This is a genomic window from Actinomadura luzonensis, assembly GCF_022664455.2.
GTDB lineage: Bacteria > Actinomycetota > Actinomycetes > Streptosporangiales > Streptosporangiaceae > Nonomuraea > Nonomuraea luzonensis.
On sequence record NZ_JAKRKC020000002.1, the window covers coordinates 2,523,835 to 2,547,457 of the forward strand.

The following is a 23,623-nucleotide window of genomic DNA, read 5'->3' on the forward strand; positions in this document are numbered from 1 at the left end:
CAATGGCCGATCCCCGTAAAACGGTTTGAACGAGTGAGTACTCGCTCATTAGACTCTTCTCATGACCAAACGGCGGAGAGTGCCGGCCATGGCGCCGGACGAACGACGTGCCGCGCTCATCGCCGCCACGCTTCCCCTGCTGCGCGAGCACGGCACCGCGGTCAGCACGCGGCAGATCGCCGAGGCGGCCGGCGTGGCCGAGGGCACCATCTTCGGCGTCTTCCCCGACAAGCTGTCGCTGCTGCGGGCGACGGTGATGAACGCCTTCGACCCGCGGCCCGTGACCGACCGGCTCGCCGCCATCGACCGGGGGCTCGGCCTGCGCGAGCGGCTGCTGGAGGCGGTCACGATGCTGCGCTCGGGCATGATGGCCAACGCCAACCTCATCTCGGTGCCGCGGGAGCTGATGGCCGAGGACGCCGAGTTCCACCAGCGGATGATCTCCTTCAGGGGAATGCTCGCCGCCGCGCTCGCCGACCTCGTCAGGCCCGACGGCGACCGGCTGCGCCGCTCGCCCGAGGCCGCGGCGCACCTGCTGCTCATGCTGATCGCCACCCGCGTGCACCACGGCTTCGGCATGGGCGGCGACTTCGACGACATGGACGACGAGGAGATCGTCTCCATCCTGCTCGACGGGCTGCTCGTGCGGCCCTTACCCGCCCCTGCGACAGAAAGCGCCCCCTGATGCTGCTCCGTCTCCTGCGGGCCCAGCTCAGGCCGTACGGGAAAGAGATCACGCTCGTCGTGCTCTTCCAGTTCGTCCAGACGCTGGCCACGCTCTATCTCCCCACGCTGAACGCCGACATCATCGACGACGGCGTCGTCCGGGGCGACACCGCCACCATCCTGCGCATCGGGCTGGTGATGCTCGGTGTGACCCTCGTGCAGATCGTCTGCTCGGTCGTCGCCGTCTACTACGGCGCCCGCACCTCCATGGCGCTCGGCCGCGACCTGCGGGCCGCGATCTTCCACCGGGTGCAGGACTTCTCCGTGCAGGAGGTCAACAAGTTCGGGGCGCCGTCCCTGATCACCCGGACCACCAACGACGTGCAGCAGATCCAGCTGCTCGTCCTCATGACCTTCACCATGATGGTGGCGGCGCCGATCATGTGCGTCGGCGGCATCGTGCTGGCGCTGAACCAGGACGTGGCGCTGTCGTCGCTGCTGCTGGTCGTGCTGCCGCTGATGATCCTCATCGTGGCGCTGGTCGTCGCGCGCATGCGGCCGCTGTTCAAGATCATGCAGGACCGGATCGACCGCATCAACCAGGTGCTGCGCGAGCAGATCACCGGCATCCGCGTCATCCGCGCCTTCGTCCGCGACCAGCACGAGCGCGACCGCTTCGGCGTCGCCAACCACGAGCTGACGGACGTCTCGCTGCGCGTCGGCCGGCTGATGGCGCTGATGTTCCCCACGGTCATGCTGGTGGTGAACCTCTCCAGCGTCGCCGTCGTGTGGTTCGGCGGCCACCGCATCGCCGACGGCAGCATGGAGGTCGGCGCGCTGACCGCCGTCATCTCCTACCTCATGCAGATCCTCATGTCCGTGATGATGGCGATGTTCATGTTCTTCATGATCCCGCGCGCCGAGGTCTGCGCCGAGCGCATCGAGGAGGTGCTCGGCACCGAGCCGACCGTGCACCCGCCGGCCGAGCCCGTCACCCCCGAGCGCCGCATCGGCGAGCTGGAGCTGCGCGCGGTCGACTTCCGCTACCCGGGAGCCGAGGAGCCGGTGCTGTGCGGCGTCAGCTTCACGGCGCGGCCCGGCCGCACCACCGCGATCATCGGCAGCACCGGCAGCGGCAAGACCACCCTGCTCAACCTCATCCCGCGGCTGTTCGACGCGAGCGCCGGCGAGGTGCTGGTGGACGACGTGAACGTGCGCCGGCTCGACCCCGCCGTGCTCGCCCGCACGGTCGGCCTGGTCCCGCAGAACCCCTACCTCTTCTCCGGCACCGTCGCCTCCAACCTCCGCTACGGCCGCCCCGACGCCACCGACGAGGAGCTGTGGCGGGCCCTGGAGGTGGCCCAGGCCCGCGACTTCGTCGAGGCCATGCCCGGCGGCCTGGAGGAGCCCATCGCCCAGGGCGGCACCAACGTCTCCGGCGGCCAGCGCCAGCGCCTGGCCATCGCCAGGACCCTCGTGCACCGCCCCGAGATCTACCTGTTCGACGACTCCTTCTCCGCCCTCGACTACGCCACCGACGCCCGGCTGCGGGCCGCGCTGGCCGAGGAGATCACCGACGCCACGATCGTCATCGTGGCCCAGCGGGTCAGCACGATCCGCGACGCCGACCGCATCCTCGTCCTGGACGAGGGCCGCCTGGTCGGCAGCGGCACCCACGCCGAGCTGATGGACGACTGCCCGACGTACCGGGAGATCGTGCTGTCCCAGCTCACCGAACAGGAGGCAGCAGCGTGACCACGCAAGCCCCCGCGCGCCGCCCGCAACCCGGGTTCGGGCCCGCCCGGATGATGAGCGGGCCCGCCGAGAAGGCCCTCGACTTCCGCGGCACCCTGCGCCGCCTGCTGCGGCTGCTGCGGCCCGAGCGGGCGCTGCTCGGCGTCGTCCTGGCGCTCGGCGCGGCCAGCGTCGCGCTGACCGTCGCCGGGCCCAGGATCCTCGGGCACGCCACCGACCTGATCTTCTCCGGCATCGTCGGCGCCCAGCTCCCCGCCGGGGTCACCCAGGAGCAGGCCGTCGCCGGGCTCCGCGCCCGCGGCCAGGACACCTTCGCCGACATGGTCGCCGCCATGCACGTCGTGCCCGGCCAGGGCATCGACTTCACCGCGCTCGCCCAGGTGCTGGCCTGGGTGCTGGCGGTCTACGTGCTGGCCGCGCTGCTCGGCATCGTGCAGTTCCAGCTCACCACCGTCGTCGTGCAGCGGGCCGCGTCCCGGCTGCGCGAGCACATCGAGGCCAAGCTGTCGCGGCTGCCGCTCAGCTACTTCGACGGCCAGCCGCGCGGCGAGATCCTGAGCCGCGCCACCAACGACACCGACAACATCGCCCAGACCCTCCAGCAGACGATGAGCCAGCTCATCTCGTCGGTGCTGACCGTGCTCGGGGTGCTGGCCATGATGTTCTGGATCTCGCCGGTGCTCGCCCTCATCGCGCTGGTCACGGTGCCGGTCTCGGTGTGGGTGACCACGGTCATCGGCAAGCGGTCGCAGCCGCAGTTCATCAAGCAGTGGTCCTCCACCGGCAAGCTCAACGGCCACATCGAGGAGATGTACGGCGGCCACACCCTGGTCAGCGTGTTCGGCCGGCAGAAGGAGGCCGCCGAGACCTTCGAGCGGCACAACGAGGCGCTGTTCACCTCCAGCTTCCGCGCCCAGTTCATCTCCGGCGCCATCCAGCCGGCGATGATGTTCATCGGCAACCTCAACTACGTGCTGGTCGCCGTGGTCGGCGGGCTCAAGGTGGCCACCGGCTCCATCTCGCTCGGCGACGTGCAGGCCTTCATCCAGTACTCGCGGCAGTTCAGCCAGCCGCTGACCCAGGTGGCCGGCATGGCGAACCTCGTCCAGTCGGGCGTCGCCTCCGCCGAGCGGGTCTTCGAGCTGCTGGACGCCGCCGAGCAGTCGCCGGAGCCGGCCGAGCCCGCCCGTCCCGAGCGGGTCAGGGGCCGGGTGGCGTTCGAGGACGTGTCCTTCCGCTACGCCCCCGACCGGCCGCTGATCGACAACCTGTCGCTCACCGTCGAGCCCGGGCAGACGGTGGCCATCGTGGGCCCCACGGGAGCGGGCAAGACCACGCTGGTCAACCTCGTCATGCGCTTCTACGAGGTGACCGGCGGCCGCATCACGCTCGACGGCGTCGACATCGCCACGATGTCGCGCGAGGAGCTGCGCTCCAACATCGGCATGGTGCTCCAGGACACCTGGCTGTTCGGCGGCACGATCGCGGAGAACATCGGCTACGGCGCCGAGAACGCCACCCGCGAGCAGATCGAGGCCGCCGCCAGGGCCGCCCACGTGGACCGCATCGCGCTCACCCTCCCCGACGGCTACGACACCGTCCTCGACGAGGAGGGCGGCACGGTCAGCGCGGGCGAGAAGCAGCTCATCACCATCGCCAGGGCGTTCCTGTCCGACCCGGCGATCCTCATCCTGGACGAGGCCACCAGCTCGGTCGACACCCGCACCGAGGTGCTCATCCAGCGGGCGATGAGCACCCTGCGCGAGGGCCGCACCAGCTTCGTGATCGCGCACCGGCTCTCCACGATCCGCGACGCCAGCCTCATCCTGGTCATGGAGGACGGCCGCATCGTCGAGCAGGGCACGCACGAGTCGCTGCTGGCCGCCGAAGGCGCCTACGCCCGGCTGTACTCCGCCCAGTTCACCCAGGCCGTCGTGGAGGTGGACTGACGGGTCAGGTCGTGAACGTGATCGTGCCGGTGCCCTCGACGGCGGTCAGGCCCCTGGCGACGCAGCCGCTGACGTCCGTCGTCGGGGTCGCCGTGCCGCTCACCCGGGCCCCCGCCAGCGGCCCCTTGGCGATGGTGCCGCCGAGCAGCATGTCGCCGGGGTTGTAGCTCTGCACCTGGTTGACGGCCGGCCGGAGGGCGGACACGCCCGCCGGCCGGCCCGCCGCGTCGTACCAGGTGATGCGGCCCTTGCCGTGGACGTCCTGGACGCCGGTGCAGAAGGCCCGGCCGGTGCCGTGGACCGTCATGCGGCCCGAGCGCAGCCCGGCCGCCGCGCCCGTGCCGGCGCACCCGGTGAGGACGAGCGCCGCCTTGGCGGTGACCGGGCGCGGCAGGAACCCCACGGCCGGGGTGAAGGTCACCGGCCGGCCGGGTGACGTGCCGACCCGGCAGGTCAGCGTGTCCTGGGGAACAGCGGCGGCCGGGACGGCGGCGGCCGGGACGGCGGCCGCCATCAGGGCGATGGCCAGGAATGCGGGAACGGGCATCGTCGTGCTCCTTGTCGGTCGGTCCGTTGTCACCAGCGCAGGAGCACGGTGCCCGCGCCCACGCCGCCGGCCACCCCCACCAGCGCCACCAGGTCGCCGCGCCGCACCCGGCCGGCCCTGACCGCCTGCGCGAGCTGCGCCGGCAGGGTGGAGGCCACCAGGTTGCCGTGCTCCTCGATCGTCACCTCGACCTTGTCCACCGGGATCCCGGCGAGCTCGCAGAAGGCGTGCAGGGACGGCAGCGAGGCCTGGTGGACGCAGATCGCCGCCATGTCGGCCCAGTCCAGCCCGCGGTCGGTCAGGGGCCGGCGCAGCACGTCCAGGTCGAGCTTGCAGATGCCGAGGGCCAGGTCGTGGAAGTCGACGCTGAAGTGGCCGATCTCCAGCCCGCCCTCCGGGGCGCGCGTGATCGGCACGATCGCCGCCTCCCAGGAGGGGGAGTGGGCGCAGAAGCGGTGGCCGAGGACGCCCGGCGTGCTCGCCGCCTCCAGCAGCACGGCGGCGCCCGAGTCGGAGACGGTGTAGGAGGGCAGGACGGCGGCGTAGTCGTCGGCCGGGCCCAGCCGCCAGCGGGTGATCGCGGTCGCGATCTCGCCGCAGGCGATGAGGACCGTGCGGTAGCGGCCGGCCACGATGAGCGCCTCGGCCAGCTCGATCGCGTTCGCGACGCTGTTGCAGGCGTTGCGGACGTCGAACACCGGGCAGCCCGCGCCCAGCCCCGCCGCCACCAGGTGCGCGGTGGCGGGCTCGATGGCGTCGCTGCTGACCCCGGCGTAGATGATCAGGTCGAGGGCCGGCGGGACGTGGCCCGTCTCCGCCAGCAGCTCCCTGGCCGCCAGCACGGCGAGGTCGGCGGCCCGCTGCCCCGGCTCGGCGAGGTGCCGCCGCCGCACCCCCGTGGCGTGCTCGATCAGGCCGCGCGGGATCGGCACGCCGGGATTGCGGGCGGCCAGCTCCTCCTCCAGCTCGGCGCTGGTGAGAGTCCGCTCCGGCAGGTGTACGGCCACCCCGGCCACGTGGGCGTAGCGCATGCCCATCCCCCCTCATGTCCCCGTGCGGCCCACCCTAGGGAGCGCGGGGGCGCGCGCCCGGCCCACGAACCGCCGGACGGGCAAACTTGGTCGATTCCTTAACGGCGGACGTCGCGTCACAAGTGATCATCTTTCCCCTCATCGGCGAGGCTAGGCGACACGACCACCACGCTGACCTGCGCGAAAGGAACCGGGCGTGAGCGACGAAGAGATCTTGACGGTGGTACGCGAGCGGTGCGCGAGCATCCTGAAGGTCGACCCGAGCCGGGTCACCGAGGACGCGCGGCTGCGCGAGGACCTGGAGGCCGACAGCCTGGACCTCGCCGAACTGCACGTCACCCTGGAGGACGAATGGGGCCCGCTGCCGCGCGAGGCGCTGGCCGACGTGCGGACCGTGGGCGACGTGCTGGAGCGCGCCAGGGAACTGGCCGCGGAGCGGCTGGGATGAGCCCGGGAGCGCCGGGCGGCGGGCGGGCCCGGGTCGCCGTCACCGGCCTCGGCGTGCGCACCCCCGCCGGCGCGCACCCCAAGGACCTGTGGAACGCGCTGCTGGCCGGCCGCTCCACCGCCCGCCGCATCACCTCCTTCGACACCGAGGGGCTGGGCGCCGGGTTCGCCTGCCAGGTCCCCGACCTGGACGTCGAGGCCTACCTGACGCCCAAGCAGGCCGCCCGCCTGGACCGGGTGGCGCAGCTCGCCGTCTGCGCGGCCGGCGACGCCATGGACGACGCCGGCCCCGTCCGGACGCCGCCCGAGCGGCAGGGGGTCGTGACCGGCAGCGGCTTCGGCGGCGTCGCCACCTACGAGGCGGACCTGCTCGACAACCGCCACCTGGGCCGCGGCAACCCCGGCCCGCTGCACGTGCCCATGATCATGCACAACGCGATGGCCGCCGCGATCAGCATCCGCCACCGCATCCTCGGCCCCAGCCTGTCGGTGACCACCGCGTGCGCGTCCGGGGCGCACGCCATCGCCGAGGGCGCCCGGCTGATCCGCGACGGCAGCGCCGACCTGGTGATCGCCGGCGGGGCCGAGGCGTCCGTCACGCCGACCGTGCTGCTGGCCTTCGACCGCTGCCGTGCCCTGTCCCGGCGCAACGACGCGCCGGAGCGCGCCAGCCGGCCCTTCGACCGGGACCGCGACGGGTTCGTGCTGGCCGAGGGGGCCGCGTTCGTCGTCCTGGAGCGGCTGGAGGCCGCGCTGGCCCGCGACGCCCGCGTCTACGCCGAGCTGTCCGGCCTCGGCTTCTCCTCCGACGCCCACCACATCACCGCGCCGCCCGAGGCGGGCGACGGGGCCGCGCGCTGCATGCGCGCCGCGCTCGCCGACGCCGCGCTGACCCCGGGCGAGATCGCGCACGTCAACGCGCACGGCAGCGGCACCCCGCTCAACGACCTGGCCGAGGCGCGGGCGGTCGGACAGGTGTTCGGCGACGTCCGGGTGCCGGTCACCTCCACCAAGGGGGTGACCGGGCACGCCATCGGGGCCGCCGGCGCCATCGAGGCCGTGGCCGCCGTGCTCGCGCTCAACGAGTCGGCCGTCCCGCCCACCGCCAACCTCACCACGCTGGACCCGCAGTGCGACATCGACGTCGTCGCGGAGGTCCGGCCCATGCCGCCCGGGCCGGTGATGTCCAACTCCTTCGGCTTCGGCGGTCACAACGCCACCTTGATCTTCTCGCCTTTCTGAAACCTGGAGTTCCCGTGCGCACCTTCGCACTCGCCGCCGCCTGCGGCGCCGTCCTGCTGACCGGGCCGCCCGCCGCGGCCGATCCCGTGCCGTCGCCGGCGGACGCGATCGGCAAGTTCTGCATCCGCGTGCCCGTGCACGCCATCGCCCAGGTCTTCGCCGCCTTCGTCAACGCCGCGGCCGGCGGGCCGGCGGCGGCTCTGGGCACGCCCGCGAAGTCGGCCGCGATCCCGGCGGCCGCCCCGGCCCCGGCCGCCGATCCGGACTGGGCCGAGGAGGAGGACATCCCGCCCGCGCCGGCTCCTCTGACGCCCGCGGCCGCCGAGGCGGCCCCGCCCGCCCAGGCTCCCGCGGCCGCTCCGGCCCCCGGCACCACCTCAGCCCTCGGGGCCGCTCCCGTTCTCGGCGCCGCCTCAGCCCTCAGGGCCGCCGCGGTTCTCGGCGGAGCCCAGGCTTCTGGGGCGGCCTCGGCTTCTGGGGCGGCCACCGCTCCCGGGGCAGCCGCCGCTCCTGGGACCGCGCCGGCTCTTGCTGCCGCTCGCGCGGCGGCTGCCCGGGTGGCCGCCCCCGGGGCCGCGCCCGCGACCGGGCGCGCGACCAGGGCCGGGGCCCGGCCCGCGACCGAACCGGGGACCGGGCCGGCCGTGGAGAGCGCCCGGCCGGCGGCGGTCGGCAACCCGCTCGCGCTGCTGCCGTTCTTCGGCGCGAGCCTGCCGGACGACGTGCCCGTCCTGGAGGCCACGCCCTGCTGAGCCGCCCTGCTGAACCGGCCTGCTGGTTCGGCCTGCTGGTCCGGCCTGCCGAGCCGCCCTGTTGGGGCCGCTTCCGCCGGGGCGGTGCTGGTCCGGTCGCCGGCTTGCCGTCGCGGCCGGTCAGGCGATGCCGCCCACCGGACGGCCGTTGTAGGTGCCGCCGACGCAGACCAGCCGCGAGGCGCTGGCGGGGCTGGGCAGCGGCACGCCGAGGCCGAGCGCGCAGTCCACGGCGCTCACGGCGGTGCCCGGCGGCACCGGCCCGGCGGCCTGGGCGGGCGCGGCCGGGGCGGGTGTGGCCTGGGCGGGCGCGGTGGCGGCGAGCGGCAGGACGGCCGCGGCCGCTACGGCGGCGGCGATGACGGCGGTGATACGGCGCATGTCTCGACTCCAGTCACTTAAAGTTACATATCACTACACATAGCTACCGCGTGACGGATCACCCAAAACGCGGCACACCCGGAGGGAGTGAGGTCGATGGACGCCCAGCTCTCCGGCGTCGCGGCCATGACCGAGCACTGGGCGCACGCCCGGCCCGACGCCGTCGCCTGCCGCATCGACGGCCGCCGCCACGCCGAGACGCTCACGTACGCGGACCTGGAGGACCTGGTGGGCCGCGCGGCCCTGGCCCTGAGCCGCGCCGGGATCGGCGCGGGGACACGGACCGCGGTCCTGGTGCCGCCGGGCCGGGAGCTGGTCGCGCTGGTCATGGCCCTGTTCCGGCTGCGGGCCGTGCCCGTGCTGATCGACCCGGGGCTCGGCGCGCGGGCCATGAAGGCGTGCCTCGCCGAGGCGGCCCCTGAGGCGTTCGCCGCGGTGCCCCGCGCGCACCTCGCCCGGGTGCTGCTGGGCTGGGCCCGCGGCAGCGTGCGGACCACGGTCACGGTCGGCGCGCACCTGCTCTCCCTGGCCCGCCGCCCGGCCGCGCAGCCGGACGCCTGGCCGGCCCCGGACGGCGACGACCCGGCGCTCATCGCGTTCACCTCGGGCTCCACCGGCGTGCCGAAGGGCGTGCCCTTCCGGCACCGGCACCTGGCCGGGCAGCTCGAGCTGCTGGCCCACCTGGGCGGGCTGGCCCCCGGCGCGACCGTCTGCTCCACGTTCGCGCCGTTCGCGATCGCCGGGCCCGCGCTCGGCTGCTCCTCCGTCATTCCCCGCCTCGACCTGCGCCGCCCCGCCCGCAGCGACCCGGCCGCCCTGGCCGGCGCGATCCGCGCGCACGGCGTCACCTGCCTGTTCGCCGCGCCCGCGCTGCTGGACCGGCTGGCCCGCCACTGCGGGGAGCGCGGCCTGGCCCTCGACCCCGTCGGGACCGTGCTCAGCGCGGGCGCGCCGCTGCCCCACGCGGTCCTGCGCCGCGCCCGGGCCTGCCTGCCGGAGCACGCCCAGGTGCTCTCGGTGTACGGGGCCACCGAATGCCTGCTGGTCAGCGTCGCGGACGCGGCCGAGCTCGACGCGACCGCCGTGGCCACCGCGCGCGGCGCGGGCACCTGCCTGGGCACGCCGCTGCCGGGCAACCGGGTGCGCCTCATCGCGGTCACCGACGAGCCCGTCGCCCGCTGGTCGGACGACCTGCTGGTGCCGCCGGGCGCCGTCGGGGAGATCACCGTGGCCGGGCCGGCGGTGAGCGACCCGTACCTCGGCCGCCCGTACGACACCGGGCTGGCCCGCATCGACGACGGCGGCACCCCCGTGCACCGCATGGGCGACCTCGGCCGGCTCGACGAGCACGGCCGCCTCTGGTTCGCCGGACGCAAGAGCGAGCGGGTCCGCACCCCGGACGGCGACCTCTGCACCGACCAGGTCGAGCCGCTGGTCAACGGGCTGCCGGGGGTGCGCAGGACCGCGCTCGTCGGCGTCGGGCCGGCGGGCCGGGCGCGGGCGGTGCTCTGCGTGGAGTGCGAGCCCGGCCTCTCGCGGCGGGAGCGCCGCGACGCGCTCGAACGGGTCCGCGCCCACGCCCCCGAGGTGATCGCCGAGGTGCTGCCGCATCCCGGGTTCCCGATGGACGTGCGGCACGCCAGCAAGATCCGCCGCCCGCTGCTGGCCGCCTGGGCCGCCCGGCGGGTCGGGGAGGAGGGGCGATGAGGGTGCTGGTGACGGGCGGCGGCGGGTTCCTCGGGCAGGCCGTGTGCCGCCTGCTGGCCGCCCGCGGCGACCAGGTGACCGCGTTGCAGCGCCGTCCGCACCCGGCGCTCGACGCGCACGGCGTGCTGCAGCGCACCGGCGACGTCCGCGACCTCGACCGGGTGCGCGCCGCCGTGGCCGGGCACGACGCCGTCGTGCACTGCGCCGCGCTGGCCGCGCTCTGGGGCCCGGCCCGCGCCTTCCACGCCGTCAACGTGCGCGGCACGGCCAACGTGGTCGACGCCTGCCTGCGCGCCGGGGTCGGCCGCCTGGTGCACGTCTCCTCGCCCAGCGTCGTCCACGACGGCGGCGACCTGGAGGGCGTGGACGAGTCGGTCCCGTACCCGCGCCGCCACCTCGCCCCCTACCCGGCCACCAAGGCCGCCGCCGAACGCCTGGTGCTCGCCGCCGACGGCGAGCGGCTGGCCACCGTGGCGCTCCGCCCGCACCTCATCTGGGGGCCGGGCGACCCGCACTTCCTGCCCCGGTTCGCCGAGCGGGCCCGGCGTGGCCGGCTGCTGCTGCCGCACGCCCCGGGCAAGCTCGTGGACACCGTCTACGTGGACAACGCGGCCGAGGCCTGCCTGCTCGCGCTCGACGTGCTCGCGCCGGGCCGCCCGGCCGCCGGGCGTGCCTACTTCGTCGCCCAGGACGAGCCGGTCCCGATCGCGCAGTGGGTCAACGGGCTGCTGGCGGCCGCCGGGCTCGGGCCGGTGCGGCCCCGGGTGCCCGCCCTGCTGGCCCGGCTCGCGGCCGGGGCGGCGGAGCACGGCTGCCGGCTCGTCCGGACGCGGCCGCCGGTCACCAGGTTCGCGGTGGCGCAGGCCACCACGTCCCACTGGTTCGACCTGTCGGCCGCCCGCCGCGACCTCGGCTACGCGCCGCGCGTCAGCATGGCGGAGGGGCTGACCCGGCTCGCCGCGCACCTGTCGGACACGCCGAGCGAGAGCCGAGGCCGCCCATGACCCCGCCCGCCACCCCGCCCGCCACCCCGCCCGCCACGCCGCCCGGGCCCGGCCGCCCGTCGGCGTCCCGCCGCTCCACCGGCGCCGGCCGGCCCGGCCGCCCGTTCGAGCCGCGCGACCTCACCCGTTCCCGCCTGCCCGACTTCCCGTTCGAGTCCCGCTACCTCACCCGCTCGGGTCTGCGCCAGCACTACGTGGACGAGGGCGCGGGCGCTCCCGTGCTCATGGTGCACGGCAACCCGTCCTGGAGCTACCTGTGGCGGCGGCTCGTCCTGGCGCTGCGCGGCGAGCACCGCTGCCTGGCCCCCGACCACCTCGGCATGGGCCTGTCCGACAAACCGGGCGAGGACCGCTACGCCTACACCCTCGCCTCCCGGGTGGACGACCTCGACGCCCTGACCGACCACCTCATCGCCGACCGGGGCGTCCCCGAGCGCGGCTGGACGCTGGTGGTGCACGACTGGGGCGGCCCGATCGGGCTGGCCTGGGCCGCCCGCCACCCCGGCCGGGTCGCCCGCCTGGTGGTGCTCAACAGCGCCGCCTTCCCCAACCCGCACGGCGAGCGGGTCAGGCCGGCGCTGCGGCTGCCGTTCTGGCTGCTGCGCGAGACGGCCGTGGGGGAGCGGCTGTTCCTGCGGCACCACGCCTTCGCCCGGCTGGCCACGCTGCCGCCGTTCGGGCTGCGCCGCCGCCTGCCCCGGGACGTGCGCGCCGCCTTCCTCGCTCCCGGCCGCCACCCGGCGCACCGGGTGGCCGTGCGGCGCTTCGTCCAGGACATCCCGCTCGGCCCCGCCGACGCGGCCTGGCCGCTGCTGCGCCAGGCCGCGGACGGCCTGCGCGCGTTCGCCGACCGGCCGGTGCTGATCGGCTGGGGGCTGCGCGACCCCGTCTTCGACCCCGTCGTGCTGCGCGAGTGGCGCCGCCGCCTCCCGCGCGCCCTCGTGCACGCCTACCGCGACGCCGGCCACTACGTGCTGGAGGACGCCCACGACCGGCTGGTGCCGGCCGTCTCCACCTTCCTGCGGCGCTGAGCGCCGGGCAGCCACCAGTTGCGCTGCCCGAGCAGCCGCATCAGGGCCGGGACGAGCACCATGCGGATCACGGTCGCGTCCAGGACGATCGCGACGGCCACCGCGAACCCGCCCTGCTGGAAGTCCACCCGCCGGGTGAACATCAGCCCGGAGAACGTGACGGCCATGATCGCCGCCGCCAGCGTGATCGGGCGCGCCGTGTGCCGGAGCCCGTGCAGCACCGCGGCCGTGTTGTCGCCGGTGCGGCGGTAGTGCTCGCAGACGCGGTGCACGAGGAAGACCTCGTAGTCCAGCGACAGGCCGAACACGATGGTGAAGATGATCAGCGGCAGCAGCGCGTTGACGTCCGGCGTGCGCCCGGCGTCCTGGAAGGCGAGGGTGAGCAGGCCGAACGTGGCGCACACGCACAGCAGGTTCATCGCGACGGCCTTCAGCGGGATCAGCAGGCTGCGGAAGGTGACCAGCAGCAGCGCGAACGACGCCAGCAGGACCACCAGCAGCACCCGCCACAGCCCCGACAGCGACGCCGCCGACAGGTCGGCCAGCCGCGCGGCCGGGCCGACCGCCAGCACCCGCTGGCCCGCGGGCAGCAGGCGGGCGGCGAGGACGTGCACGTCCCGCAGGAAGCCGGCCGCCTCCGCGCCGTCCGGGGCGAACCGGTCGGCGACCAGCATGAGGGTGAGGTCCCGGCCGTTGTCGAACGCGGCCACCAGCGACACCCGGGGGTCGGCCCGCAGCGTCGCCGCCAGCGCGGCGGTGTCCACCGGGGGCGTGCCGGGCGGGTGCGGCAGCGCCAGGCTGGTCAACCCGGCCACGCCGTCCCGCTCCAGCCGGGCCAGGCCGGTGCCGATGTCGGTGCCGGCCAGCGTGTCGCGGTCGTAGTGCAGCCCGGCGCGCAGGTGCAGCACGGGCAGGGCGGCGAGCAGCAGCACCAGGACGGCGGCCGTGGCGTACCTGACGGGGTGCCGCATCAGGTGGCCGGCCCCGCGCACCCACGCGGGCGACCGCTCGGCGCGCCCGGGGCGCGGGGCGCGGCCGAAGCTCGGGGTGCGGCCGGGGCGTGGCGTGCGGCCGGGGCGGCGCCAGGGCAGGGTGCCCCGCTCCAGCCACCGGTCCAGCCGCGGCAGCAGCGCCGGGGCCAGCGTCAGCGCGGCCAGCAGCGTGACCGACGCGGCCAGCATGCCCGCCAGCGCCATCGACCGCGCCCACGGCACCCCGACGATCAGCAGCGCGCAGGACGTGACGAGGATCGCCACCGCGCACCAGGCCACCGTGCTGCCCGCCGTGGCCGTGGCGTGCGCGGCCGCGGCCCGCGGCGGCCGGCCGGCCCAGCGGGCCTCGCGGTAGCGCAGCAGGATGAGCAGCGTGTAGTCCAGCCCGAGGCCCACCGCCATGGTGACGGTGTAGGTCAGGATGGTCGAGTCGACGGGCCAGAACCGGCCGGCCAGGGCGAGCGTCCCGGCGGCCGTCAGGATCGCCGCGCCGCCCACCAGCAGCGGGACGGCCGCGGCCCCCACCGCGCCCAGCCCGAGCACGAGCAGCAGCGCGGCCAGCGGGACGGTCCGCGTCTCCATCGCCCGCAGGTCGGCCAGATCGGTGTGCGCGAGCTGGGCGAAGGCCCGGCTGACGCCGAGGATCGTCACCTCCACAGCCTGCGGGCCGCCCGCCGACGCCTCGCGGGCGGCCTGTCGCGCCGTGGCGAGCTGGGCGGGCAGGTTGCGCTGCCGGGCCAGCTCGTCGCCGTGCACCCCGGCCAGCACGTACGCGTGCCGCCCGTCCTGCCCCGCGACCGGCGGCAGCGGCAGGAGCGCGCCGACGTCGGGACGGGCGTCCATGGCGCGGGTCACGGCGGCCACCGCCCGCTGGTAGGCGGGGTGCCCGGCGTCCAGGGCGGGCGAGGTGAAGGACAGGATCACCTGCTCGGTGCCCTGCTCAGGGAACCCGCGCGCGATCAGCGCGGCGGCCGCCGCCGACTCCGAGCCCGGCACCTCCAGCGAGGGCGGCGTCAGCCGCCCGGTCAGGCCGGGCAGCAGCACCGCCGAGCCCGCCGCGAGGGCCAGCCAGACGGCGGCCACGAGCCGGCCGCGCCGGGCCACCGCCCGGCCCCACTGCCCGAGCGCCGCCGACCCGCGCCGCCCGCCCCCGGTTCCCGGCGCGGGGTGGTCGTGCAGAGCCTGGCCGGTCCGGAGCGCCGCGCTGTCTGTCGCTTTGGTGCCGCTCATGCGCACCGACCCCCGATTGTCACCCTACGCGAACGTTCCACTACTACGCGATAAGGTCGGCGAGTTCAACGAGCGCCCGGACGGCGGCGCGCCGAGCGGCCTCAGGCGACCAGCCTGCTGTCGGCCCGCCGCTGGATCAGGTCCTTGTCGGCCACGACCACCGCGTCCGGGATCGCGTCCGGCAGGTCGTCCTCCAGGGGGAACCGGGCCGGTCGAGGTAGCCCAGGCCGAGGTACGCGCCGCCGAGGTGGATCTCGCCCCCGTCGGCGGGCCGCAGGTTCTCGTCCAGCAGGCGGACCTCCACGCCGGGCAGCGGCGAGCACTCCGTGGGACCGTACAGGTTGAACAGCCGGAAGGGCAGGCCGGGCGGCGACAGGCGGGTGCGCTCGTCGGGGATGACGATCGTGGTGCCGCCGGTCAGGTACCGCCAGATCTCCCAGACGGAGGCGTCGAAGCGTGCCGAAGGTTCGGTGCGACCAGGCCATGAGGCTGGACAGCGCGCGGTGGGGGACGAGCACGCCCTTGGGGACGTCGGCCGGCACCAGATGCCGCCACGCGGGCTCGGTCACCACGGCCGCGGTGCCCCGGAGCATGGTCCTGACCCGTTCCGGCGGGGCGGCGGGGTCGATCGGCGCGAAGGCGAGACCCGCCTTCAGCACCGCCGGCTCGCCCGCGACGAGCCGGATCGAACGATCGGCGAGCACGGCCGCCCAGCGCCCCCGGCCGGTCGCCGGCAGGCGGCGCAACGGCGCGGCGAGGCCGTTCGCGAGATCGTCCAGCTCCCGGTAGGTGAGCTGTTCCTGACCGGCCGAAAACGCGGCCCTTTGTGGGGACGACTCCAGCCGACGCTGGTGAAGCTGCAGAACAGATGCTAAGGGTGCGGCATCTGGCGTCATTGTCACGCCTGCCGTTTGTTGAGTTTTCAGCGGTTTTTGTCGGCGCGCCGCGGAACAGAATGACCTGGTCGCCGGAAGGGTGGCAATACATTCCAGAAAGCCGTTCTACAGCTCTTGATCACGCCGGCCGCCGCGCATACCCTCCAGGACGATGACGATCAGAACAGCGCTCACCATGGCGCTCACGACCGCGCTGACGACGGCGCTGACCGCGGTGCCCGCCCGCGCGGCCGTCGCCTGCCCGCTGGTGTTCGGCCACGGCGGCTACCCCACCGGCCCCAACCCCTGGGAGCGCGACCTCGTCCGCCAGCCCAACAACCCGAGGGCGCTGAACGACCAGAAGTCCTGGGGCGCGGACGGGGTGGAAGGCGACGTCCAGCTCACCAAGCAGGGCACCAAGGCCGTCATGTGGCACAACACCTCCACCAACGGCCTGACCGGCACCAAGCAGAACATCACCGACATCTGGTGGGCCGCCGGCACCACGAACCTCCAGGACCGCACCATCGTGCGCGGCCCGTACACCGGCGAGCGCGTCCACACCCTGCGCGAATGGCTCGACCAGGTGCGCGCCCGCGGCCTGGTCGCCCTCCTGGAGATCAAGCCCGAGACCCGGCCGATCCTGTCGAACGCCACCTACGCCACGGCCGCCTGGAAGGAGATCTCCGACCCCATCAAGGAACGGCAGGCCGCGCAGCGCATCCTGGTCTACTCGACGGACTCCTGGATCCAGGGCGAGCTGGCCAAGCGCCACCCCGGGCTGCTCAAGGGCTCGGCCGCCCGCTGGACCGACAGCGTCGCCTGGGAGGAGCCGCCGCCCTCGTGGAGCGGCAACACCGCCCGCTGGCAGAGCGTGCTCGACCAGGCGCCGGCGAGCGTGATGACGAACTACACCAAGGACTACCGCTCCTGGCTCAAGGGCAGGTGCGGCTGACCCTCCTCCCCGCGGCGGCGCAGCAGGCGCACCAGCCGGGCCGCCGCCAGGCCGCTCAGCGCCAGGTGCGCCGAGACCAGCGCGATCTGGAAGACCCGCTGCCCCGCCGTGAGGTCGACCGCGTACCCGCCGTCGTAGAAGCCGGAGACGAAGGCCAGCACCCCCGCCACCACCAGCAGCGCGGCGGCCGGCACGGCGAGCGCGCGGCGGCGCGCGGACGCGGCCGCGACGAGCACGACCTGGGCGGCCATCATCGGGATCGGCGCGGACAGCCGGGCCTGCGGGCCGAGCGCGTCCAGGAAGTCGTGGTTCAGCCCGGCCGACACCGAGAGGGCCGCGCCGGTCAGGTCCATGGCGAGCAGCAGCGCGACGCCGGCCGGCAACGCGACCCGCAGGGCGCGGCCGGCGGCGGGAGCGGGGGCGGGAACGGACATGTGGTCCACCTCCATCGGGGATCTACGGGGTTCCCAGCATGAGGAGGCGGCGTCGCGGGCGTCATGAGGCGCCGGTCCCGACCCGGTCGGGACTTCCCGTCCCGTGACGGCGGGACAGGCGAATGGCACGATTCACCCCATGAAGGTCACGGAGACCGCTCCCACGAGGGCGACGGGAACAGGCCGCCCCCAGCCTGTGACGGCGCCTGTGACGGCGGCTGTGGCGGCGCTGGCCGTCCTGGTCGTGCCGGTCGTCGCCGCGCTCGCGGTCGAGCCCCGGCTGCGGGCGCTCGGCGTCACCGGCATCGTGGCCCGGTTCGACGCCTTCCGCGCCGTCGCGGCGCTGTCGTTCGGGCTGCCCGGGCTCTTCGTGGTGTCGCAGCGGCCGGGCAGCCGGGTGGGCTGGGTGATGACGTTCACCGGCGTGGCGCAGGCGGCGGGCCTGGCCCTCGGCGCGTACGGGCTGCTCGGCGTCAACCAGGGCGTGGAGGGCGGCCGGCTGCCCGGCGACGACTGGGCGATGTGGGCGTCGAACTGGCTCTGGATGCCCGCCTACCTCGTCGTCCCGACGGTCTTCCTGCTGATCTTCCCCGACGGCCGGCTGCCCTCCCGCCGCTGGTGGCCCGCGCTCGCCGCGGCGCTCGCCGCGATCGTCGCCAACACGCTGGACTGGATGCTGCGGCCGGTCCCGTACGAGAACGTCCCCGGCCTCTTCCCGGCCGGCTACGAAGGGGTGCTGGCCGGGCTGCGCGGGCTGCCCGGCGTCCTGGACGCGCCCGTCGCCGCGGGCACCGCCGGGGCGGTGGTGGCCGCGGTCGCCTCGCTCGTCGTCCGCTACCGCTCGTCCGGCGAGGAGGTGCGCAGGCGGCTGCAGTGGGTGCTGGCCGCCGCGCTGCTGACGGTGGCGCTCGCCGGGGCGGCCCTGGCGGCGCCGCTGGAGTCGGGCCTGCTCGCGCTGGCGGCCGTGCCGCTGCCGGCGGCGGTGACGGTCGCGATCGTGGCGCACCGGCTGTGGGAGCTGGACCTGCTGCTGTCGCGGGCGCTGGCGTTCGGGGCGCTCAGCGTGCTGCTGCTGGGGACGTACGCGCTGGTCGCGTTCACGCTCGGCGGGGCCGCCGGCCCCGGGGTGTCGGCGGTGCTGGTGGCGCTCGTCGTGCACCCCCTGTACGTCCGCGCGCACGCCGCCGCCAACCGCCTGGTGTACGGCGACCGCGACGACCCCGCGGCGGCCCTGCGGCGGCTCGGCGCCCGGCTGTCCGGCGCGGGCTCGCCCGGCGAGCTGCTGGACCGGATGGCCGCCGAGGTCGGGCGGGTGCTGCGCGTCCACTACGTGGCGGTCGAGGAGGCGGGCGCCGTGGTCGCCTCGTGGGGCCGTCCCGGCGAGGTGGCCGAGAGCCTGCCGCTGCTGCACCGCGGCGAGCCCGTCGGGACGCTGCTGCTCGGCGAGCGGCTGCGGCCGCAGGACCGCCGGCTGGTCGCCGGGCTGGCCCCGCACGTGGCGGTCGCCGTGCACGCGCACCGCCTCGGCGCGGACCTGGAGCGCTCCCACGGCCGCCTGCTGGCCGCCCGCCAGGAGGAGCGCGACCGCCTGCTGTACGAGCTGCACGACGGCCTCGGGCCCGGCCTGGCCGCGCTCGCGCTGCAGACCGACCGCGCCCGCCGGCTCGTGGACACCGACCCCGACGAGGCCAGGAAGGTGCTGGGCGAGCTGTCGCGGCGCATCAGGAGCACGGTCGAGGACGTCCGCACCATCGTCCACGACCTGCGCCCGCCGCCCCTCGACGACCTCGGCCTGGCCGGCGCGCTGACCGAGCTGGGCAGGGGCTTCGCCGGCGACCTCACGGTGGAGGTGGAGGTGCCGCCGGACCTGCCGCCGCTGCCGCCCCCGGTCGAGCTGGCCGCCTACCGGATCGCCGCCGAGGCGCTGACGAACGCCGTCCGGCACGCCATGGCCTCCCGCTGCACGGTCACGCTCAGCGCCACCGACGCCCTCGAACTGCGGGTCCGCGACGACGGCGTGGGCGTCGCCGCGCCCGCCCGGCGCGGCTTCGGCCTGGCCTCCATGCGGCGCCGCTCGGAGGAGCTGAACGGCACCTTCGAGCTGGTCACCGGCCCGGGGCCGGGGACGTGCCTGCTCGTCCGGCTCCCGCTGGCGGCCTGATGATCAGGGTGATGGTGGTGGAGGACCACCCGGTGTTCGCCGAGGGGCTGGCCGCGCTGCTGCGCGAGGCGCCGGAGGTGGAGGTGGTGGGCGTCGCGGGCACCGGCGAGGCCGCCGTCGAGCTGGCCGGGCGCGAGGCTCCCGAGGTCGTGCTGATGGACCTGCACCTGCCCGGCATCAGCGGCGTGGAGGCCACGTCCAGGATCCTCGCCCGCGACCCCCGGGTGGCCGTGCTGGCCCTGACGATGCTGACCGACGACGAGACGGTGCTCGCCGCGATCCGCGCCGGGGCGCGCGGCTACCTGCTGAAGGAGGCGACCGGCGAGGACATCGTGCGCTCGCTGCGGGCGGTCGCGGCCGGGCAGGTGGTGTTCGGGGCCTCGGCGGGGGACCGGGTGCTGGCCGCCCTCGCGGCGCCCGCCGCCCGGCCCCGGCCGCTGCCCGAGCTGACCGAGCGCGAGGTGGAGATCCTCGACCTGGTGGCGGCCGGGCTCACCAACCAGGCCATCGCGCGGCGGCTGGTGCTCAGCGAGAAGACGGTGCGCAACCACGTGTCCAACATCTTCGCCAAGCTGCACGTCTCGGACCGCTCGGCGGCCGTGGCCCACGCCCGTGACGCGGGCCTCGGCGTCCGCCCGCGACGGGGGCTGTGAGGCGCCGTCAGTCGATGCGCTGGCAGATGGTGACGGCCAGGCGCGGCGACCACGTGCGGGTGGCGGCGTCGTAGGCCTGGGCGTAGCCGTTGGGGCCGCCGTAGCAGGGGGCGGCGACGGTGGTGCCCACGTAGACCGCCCCGCCCGGGGTGACGGGGTGCGTGCGGGCCGTCGTCCACGTGCCGAACGCGACGCGGCCGGTGGAGTATCTGACGGTGACGTAGACGCGCCCGCCGACCGTGAAGTAGCCGCCGGCGACCTTGAGGTGGTTGTCGAAGGTGTAGGTGAACAGGAAGGGGCGCTCGCTGTGCCGCGCCTGGGCCGCCGACGCGGCGGCGGCCTTCGTGGTGACGGCGTTCGTGGTGACGGCGTTCGTGGTGGCGGCGTTCGTGGCGGCGTTGGCGGGGCCGCCGAGGGCCGGGACGCCGAGGACGGCGATCGCGGCGGTGGCGGTGACGCCGAGCAGCGTGCGGAGGTGGCGGTTCATCGGCTCTCCCAGGTGACGGTCCGGCCTGTACGGTGCGTCACCATTGAGCGACGGTGCGCCTGCAACGCGCTTGCAGCACCCTGACGGCGGCCTGCGGCCGACTGAATGCGCAAAATAAACAGAACCGACTTTTGCCCGCAATTCAATATGCGCTGGCCTCCGCCGCCGGAGCGTGTGGTAGCGTGATTGGTGTTGCAGTTGTGGTTCCCATGAATGATGTGCGCCTGATGCCTGTGGCCTCGGGCGCGTTTCTTTTTTCGCCGGTCATTTCCGGGGGCGGGTCATTGCGGCGACACGGGTACCGCGAAGTGCGGTTCCCGAGCACTGTGCATAGAAGGAGACCGGGATGGCTACCGGCACCGTGAAGTGGTTCAACGCCGAAAAGGGCTTCGGTTTCATCGAGCAGGACGGCGGCGGCGCCGACGTCTTCGCCCACTACTCCAACATCGCCACCCAGGGCTACCGCGAGCTGCGCGAGGGCCAGCACGTGAGTTTCGACATCGTGCAGGGGCAGAAGGGCCCGCAGGCGGCGAACATCATCCCCGGCTGACGACGTCCGCCGAGCGGCCCGGTCCTCACCCGAGGGCCGGGCCTTCGTTCTTCCCGCACAGCCCTCGGGGCGGGATCGGGGGTGGCGGGGGCCCTTGCCGAGGGGTGCGGCCGGGAGGAGCGTAGGTGCCCTCCAGTCCCCCGAAGGGAGCCCGCCATGCGGAGAAGCACCCTCGTGACGACCGTGGCGGCGGTGACGCTGGTGGCCGGCCTGGTGCCGTCGCCCGCGGCGCAGGCCGGGCGCGGGCGGCCCGTCGCCGGCCGCTTCCGCCATCTGGTCGTGATCTACCAGGAGAACCACAGCTTCGACAACCTGTTCGGCCTGTGGGGCCGGGCGGGCGGCGAGCGGGTGGACGGCCTGCGCCCCGGCCGGGCCGCCCCGCAGGTCACCCAGGCCGGCGAGCCGTACCGCTGCCTGCTGCAGGACGACGTGAACCTCACCTCGCCCACCCCGCTGCCCGCCACCTGCGCGGACCCGGAGCACGGGGTGCTGGCCAGCGCGTTCGTCAACGCGCCCTTCCGCATCGACGACCACATTGGCCCGGACGACCGCACCTGCCCGCCGCCCGGCGTCTCCGCCCCGAACGGCGTGCCGAAGGACAGCGCGGGCGCCGAGCCCGGCGGCTGCACCCGCGACCTGGTGCACCGCTTCTACCAGGAGCAGTACCAGATCGACGGCGGACGCCAGGACCGCTACGTGACCGGCAGCGACGCGGTGGGCCTGACGATGGGCTACTACGACACCACCCGCCTGCCGCTCTACGCCTACCTGCACCAGCCGGGCGCGCCCCGCTACGTGGTCGCCGACCGGTTCTTCCAGGCGGCGTTCGGCGGCTCGTTCCTCAACCACCAGTACCTGATCGCGGCCCGCGCCCCCGTGGACGTCAACGGCTCCACCACCGACGCCGGCCTGCACTCGGTGGTGGACGCGGCCGGGTTCCCCAACGCCTCCTACCCGCTCTACCACCCCGCGACGGCCGTCAAGGACGCCCAGCTCACCCAGGCCTGCGGCCCCGCCGCGCACCCGGGCCTGGCCTGCGGCGACTACGCGGTCAACACCATGCAGCCGGCCAGCGCCCCGCACGGCTCGGGCGCGCAGCTCCCGCTCATCGACGACGCCGCCTACCCGAACATCGGCGACCGGCTGTCGGCGGCCGGCGTGCCGTGGGCGTGGTACTCGGGCGGCTGGGACGACGCCGAGGCCGGGCACCCGGGGCCGCTGTTCCAGTACCACCACCAGCCGTTCAACTACTTCGCCGGGTACGCGCCGGGGCAGCCCGGCCGCGCCCACCTGCGGGACGAGACCGCCTTCTTCGCCGCCGCCCGGGCCGGCACGCTGCCCGTCGTGAGCTTCGTCAAGCCGTACGGCGCGGAGAACGAGCACCCCGGCTACGCCAGCGAGCCGGACGGCAGCGACCACCTGGTGGAGCTGCTGAAGGCGGTGCAGAGCGGCCCGCAGGCGCGCGACACGCTGGTGGTGGTCACCTACGACGAGTTCGGCGGGAGCTGGGACCACGTGCCGCCGCCCGGCGCGGGCGGCCCGACGCGCGGCGCGCACGACCGGTTCGGGCCGGGCACCCGGGTGCCCGCGCTGCTGGTCGCGGCGGGTCTGCGCCGCTCGGGCGTGGACCACACGGTGTACGACACGACCTCGATCCTCGCCACCATCGAGCGCGGGCTCGGCCTGCCGCCGCTCGACACGCGCGACGCCCGCGTCAACGACCTCTCGCACGCCTTGGCCGGCCGTCTCTAGCGCCCGCCGCCCCCGTCGTCCTCAGAAAAACGGACATATGGATATAAGGCGGACTTAGCGGGTATGAGGAGATTGGGATCGAGTGCCCATGGCGGCGCCCGGCTTACATGGAAGCCGGGGCGCCGCTCGCTGACCCGAGAACCTATACAAACCGGACATCAAGCCGATAATCTGGCGGCGCTCCAGCGGGGATGCCTGGAGCGCCAACGTCGCCGCCCCCGGCCGCTCACCTGAGCGCCGGGGGCGTCCCCGCGCTCAGGTGAGCGGCGCGGACGTCGTGGAGAAGACCGGCGTGAGGTGCGCGGTGTCGTTGAAGCGGCGCAGCACCCACCGCGGGCCCGCCACCACCAGGTGCGAGACCGAGGCGTTGTCCGCCCCGAGGAAGGCGAACGGCCGCGACCCGGTGGCCGCCGCCAGCGCCTCGGCGATCACGCCGCCGTGCGTCACCACCACGATCCGCCCGCCGGGATGCGCGGCCGCGAGCTTGTCCAGCACCTCGCGCACCCGTACGGAGAAGGCCGCCGCGGGCTCCGCGCCCGGGATGACGTCCCAGCGCTCCTCGGCCGCCATGCGCCGCGCGACGGGATGCCCCTCCGCGACCATGCGCCGGAACAGGCCGCCCTCCCACTCGCCGAGGTGCACCTCGCGCAGCGCGGGCTCCACCACGGGGGTCAGGCCGAGCCGGGCGGCGAGCGGCGCGGCGGTCTGCGACGTGCGCCGCAGCGTGCTCACGTAGATCGCGTCGACGCGCTCGGCGGCGAGCCGCAGCGCCACCCGCTCGGCCTGCTCCCGCCCCTCGGGCGCGAGCCCGGGGTCGCCCTGGCCGTCCACCAGCGGGAACGGCCGGTCGGCCCGGGCCGGCTCGGACTCCCCGTGCCGTACCAGCAAGATCTCGGCGGCCCCCGGCGGCGGGCGGAAGCGCCCCTGGCGGTATTCGCCGGGCTTGTCACTCTCGGATCCCACGCGCGGAACATTAGTCTATTGATCGCCCCTGCCCGCCCCCCGGCACGGAAGGTGATCGC

Annotated in this window: 22 protein-coding genes and 1 pseudogene; 14 read left to right on the forward strand and 9 right to left on the reverse strand. The window is 75.0% G+C overall.

What is annotated here, in order from left to right; genetic code table 11:
- The first annotated feature begins 61 nt into the window (after positions 1-61).
- From MF672_RS42030 to MF672_RS42040, 3 genes are read left to right on the forward strand one after another with little or no spacing between them, the layout of a single operon-like run.
- On the forward strand, positions 62-685 hold the full coding sequence (locus MF672_RS42030) for a TetR/AcrR family transcriptional regulator (protein ID WP_242382491.1): 624 nt from the start codon (positions 62-64) through the stop codon (positions 683-685).
- A complete protein-coding gene (locus MF672_RS42035) occupies positions 685-2,421 on the forward strand; it encodes an ABC transporter ATP-binding protein (RefSeq protein WP_242382492.1) in 1,737 nt (578 codons plus the stop codon). The genes MF672_RS42030 and MF672_RS42035 overlap by 1 nt, the downstream gene beginning before the upstream one ends.
- Positions 2,418-4,370, forward strand: a complete 1,953-nt coding sequence (locus MF672_RS42040; protein ID WP_308210629.1) for an ABC transporter ATP-binding protein — start codon at positions 2,418-2,420, stop codon at positions 4,368-4,370. The genes MF672_RS42035 and MF672_RS42040 overlap by 4 nt, the downstream gene beginning before the upstream one ends.
- Before the next feature lie 4 nt (positions 4,371-4,374).
- Here the strand turns inward: MF672_RS42040 and MF672_RS42045 are convergent, their stop codons facing one another.
- Both MF672_RS42045 and MF672_RS42050 read right to left on the reverse strand, forming a co-directional pair.
- Positions 4,375-4,917, reverse strand: a complete 543-nt coding sequence (locus MF672_RS42045; protein WP_242382493.1) for a hypothetical protein — start codon at positions 4,915-4,917, stop codon at positions 4,375-4,377.
- 29 nt (positions 4,918-4,946) lie between these two features.
- A complete protein-coding gene (locus tag MF672_RS42050) occupies positions 4,947-5,948 on the reverse strand; it encodes a 3-oxoacyl-ACP synthase III family protein (RefSeq protein WP_242382494.1) in 1,002 nt (333 codons plus the stop codon).
- Between the two features lie 196 nt (positions 5,949-6,144).
- Between MF672_RS42050 and MF672_RS42055 the strand changes: the two genes are divergently transcribed.
- The 3 genes from MF672_RS42055 to MF672_RS42065 are packed head-to-tail and all read left to right on the forward strand — an operon-like array spanning position 6,145 to position 8,389.
- Positions 6,145-6,396: an acyl carrier protein gene (locus MF672_RS42055; protein WP_242382495.1), complete on the forward strand. Its 252-nt coding sequence runs from the start codon at positions 6,145-6,147 to the stop codon at positions 6,394-6,396.
- On the forward strand, positions 6,393-7,637 hold the full coding sequence (locus MF672_RS42060; RefSeq protein ID WP_242382496.1) for a beta-ketoacyl-[acyl-carrier-protein] synthase family protein: 1,245 nt from the start codon (positions 6,393-6,395) through the stop codon (positions 7,635-7,637). Before MF672_RS42055 ends, MF672_RS42060 begins: the two co-directional genes overlap by 4 nt.
- A gap of 14 nt (positions 7,638-7,651) precedes the next feature.
- Complete coding sequence (locus tag MF672_RS42065) at positions 7,652-8,389, forward strand: hypothetical protein (RefSeq protein ID WP_247815708.1); 738 nt, start codon at positions 7,652-7,654, stop codon at positions 8,387-8,389.
- A 120-nt stretch (positions 8,390-8,509) separates the two neighbouring features.
- Here MF672_RS42065 and MF672_RS42070 read toward each other — a convergent pair whose 3' ends face one another.
- Complete coding sequence (locus MF672_RS42070; protein ID WP_242384048.1) at positions 8,510-8,770, reverse strand: hypothetical protein; 261 nt, start codon at positions 8,768-8,770, stop codon at positions 8,510-8,512.
- Positions 8,771-8,866: 96 nt separating this feature from the next.
- Between MF672_RS42070 and MF672_RS42075 the strand changes: the two genes are divergently transcribed.
- Genes MF672_RS42075 through MF672_RS42085 form a run of 3 tightly spaced genes read left to right on the forward strand, consistent with a single transcriptional unit; the run spans position 8,867 to position 12,512 of the window.
- A complete protein-coding gene (locus MF672_RS42075; protein WP_242384049.1) occupies positions 8,867-10,477 on the forward strand; it encodes a fatty acid CoA ligase family protein in 1,611 nt (536 codons plus the stop codon).
- The gene (locus MF672_RS42080; protein ID WP_242384050.1) at positions 10,474-11,481 is read left to right on the forward strand and encodes an NAD-dependent epimerase/dehydratase family protein; all 1,008 of its coding nucleotides are present in this window, start codon (positions 10,474-10,476) and stop codon (positions 11,479-11,481) included. Before MF672_RS42075 ends, MF672_RS42080 begins: the two co-directional genes overlap by 4 nt.
- The gene (locus tag MF672_RS42085; RefSeq protein ID WP_247815709.1) at positions 11,478-12,512 is read left to right on the forward strand and encodes an alpha/beta fold hydrolase; all 1,035 of its coding nucleotides are present in this window, start codon (positions 11,478-11,480) and stop codon (positions 12,510-12,512) included. Before MF672_RS42080 ends, MF672_RS42085 begins: the two co-directional genes overlap by 4 nt.
- On the opposite strand, the gene MF672_RS42090 is transcribed toward MF672_RS42085, so the two are convergent.
- The 3 genes and pseudogenes from MF672_RS42090 to MF672_RS52330 all read right to left on the reverse strand — a co-directional run.
- Positions 12,449-14,734, reverse strand: coding sequence for an MMPL family transporter (locus MF672_RS42090; RefSeq protein WP_247815710.1), 2,286 nt, complete (start codon positions 14,732-14,734; stop codon positions 12,449-12,451). The genes MF672_RS42085 and MF672_RS42090 overlap by 64 nt on opposite strands.
- Positions 14,735-14,870: 136 nt before the next feature.
- Positions 14,871-15,038, reverse strand: coding sequence for a hypothetical protein (locus tag MF672_RS42095; protein ID WP_242379429.1), 168 nt, complete (start codon positions 15,036-15,038; stop codon positions 14,871-14,873).
- Between the two features lie 325 nt (positions 15,039-15,363).
- Positions 15,364-15,630, reverse strand: a pseudogene (locus MF672_RS52330) (AMP-binding protein); the annotation flags it as partial.
- A gap of 151 nt (positions 15,631-15,781) precedes the next feature.
- Here MF672_RS52330 and MF672_RS42105 point away from each other — a divergent pair.
- The gene (locus MF672_RS42105; protein WP_242379433.1) at positions 15,782-16,564 is read left to right on the forward strand and encodes a glycerophosphodiester phosphodiesterase; all 783 of its coding nucleotides are present in this window, start codon (positions 15,782-15,784) and stop codon (positions 16,562-16,564) included.
- Here MF672_RS42105 and MF672_RS42110 read toward each other — a convergent pair.
- On the reverse strand, positions 16,531-16,998 hold the full coding sequence (locus MF672_RS42110; protein ID WP_242379434.1) for a hypothetical protein: 468 nt from the start codon (positions 16,996-16,998) through the stop codon (positions 16,531-16,533). The two genes, MF672_RS42105 and MF672_RS42110, sit on opposite strands and share 34 nt — an antisense overlap.
- A 208-nt stretch (positions 16,999-17,206) precedes the next feature.
- Between MF672_RS42110 and MF672_RS42115 the strand changes: the two genes are divergently transcribed.
- On the forward strand, positions 17,207-19,159 hold the full coding sequence (locus MF672_RS42115; protein ID WP_242379435.1) for a sensor histidine kinase: 1,953 nt from the start codon (positions 17,207-17,209) through the stop codon (positions 19,157-19,159).
- Positions 19,159-19,812: a response regulator gene (locus MF672_RS42120; protein WP_242379437.1), complete on the forward strand. Its 654-nt coding sequence runs from the start codon at positions 19,159-19,161 to the stop codon at positions 19,810-19,812. The genes MF672_RS42115 and MF672_RS42120 overlap by 1 nt, the downstream gene beginning before the upstream one ends.
- Before the next feature lie 7 nt (positions 19,813-19,819).
- Here the strand turns inward: MF672_RS42120 and MF672_RS42125 are convergent, their stop codons facing one another.
- Positions 19,820-20,299, reverse strand: coding sequence for a hypothetical protein (locus MF672_RS42125; protein WP_242379439.1), 480 nt, complete (start codon positions 20,297-20,299; stop codon positions 19,820-19,822).
- Between the two features lie 346 nt (positions 20,300-20,645).
- Here MF672_RS42125 and MF672_RS42130 point away from each other — a divergent pair, with 346 nt between their 5' ends.
- The gene (locus MF672_RS42130) at positions 20,646-20,849 is read left to right on the forward strand and encodes a cold-shock protein (RefSeq protein ID WP_242379442.1); all 204 of its coding nucleotides are present in this window, start codon (positions 20,646-20,648) and stop codon (positions 20,847-20,849) included.
- 156 nt (positions 20,850-21,005) lie between these two features.
- Complete coding sequence (locus MF672_RS42135; RefSeq protein ID WP_242379444.1) at positions 21,006-22,601, forward strand: alkaline phosphatase family protein; 1,596 nt, start codon at positions 21,006-21,008, stop codon at positions 22,599-22,601.
- Between the two features lie 255 nt (positions 22,602-22,856).
- On the opposite strand, the gene MF672_RS42140 is transcribed toward MF672_RS42135, so the two are convergent.
- Positions 22,857-23,564: a histidine phosphatase family protein gene (locus MF672_RS42140; RefSeq protein WP_242379446.1), complete on the reverse strand. Its 708-nt coding sequence runs from the start codon at positions 23,562-23,564 to the stop codon at positions 22,857-22,859.
- Positions 23,565-23,623: the final 59 nt, after the last annotated feature.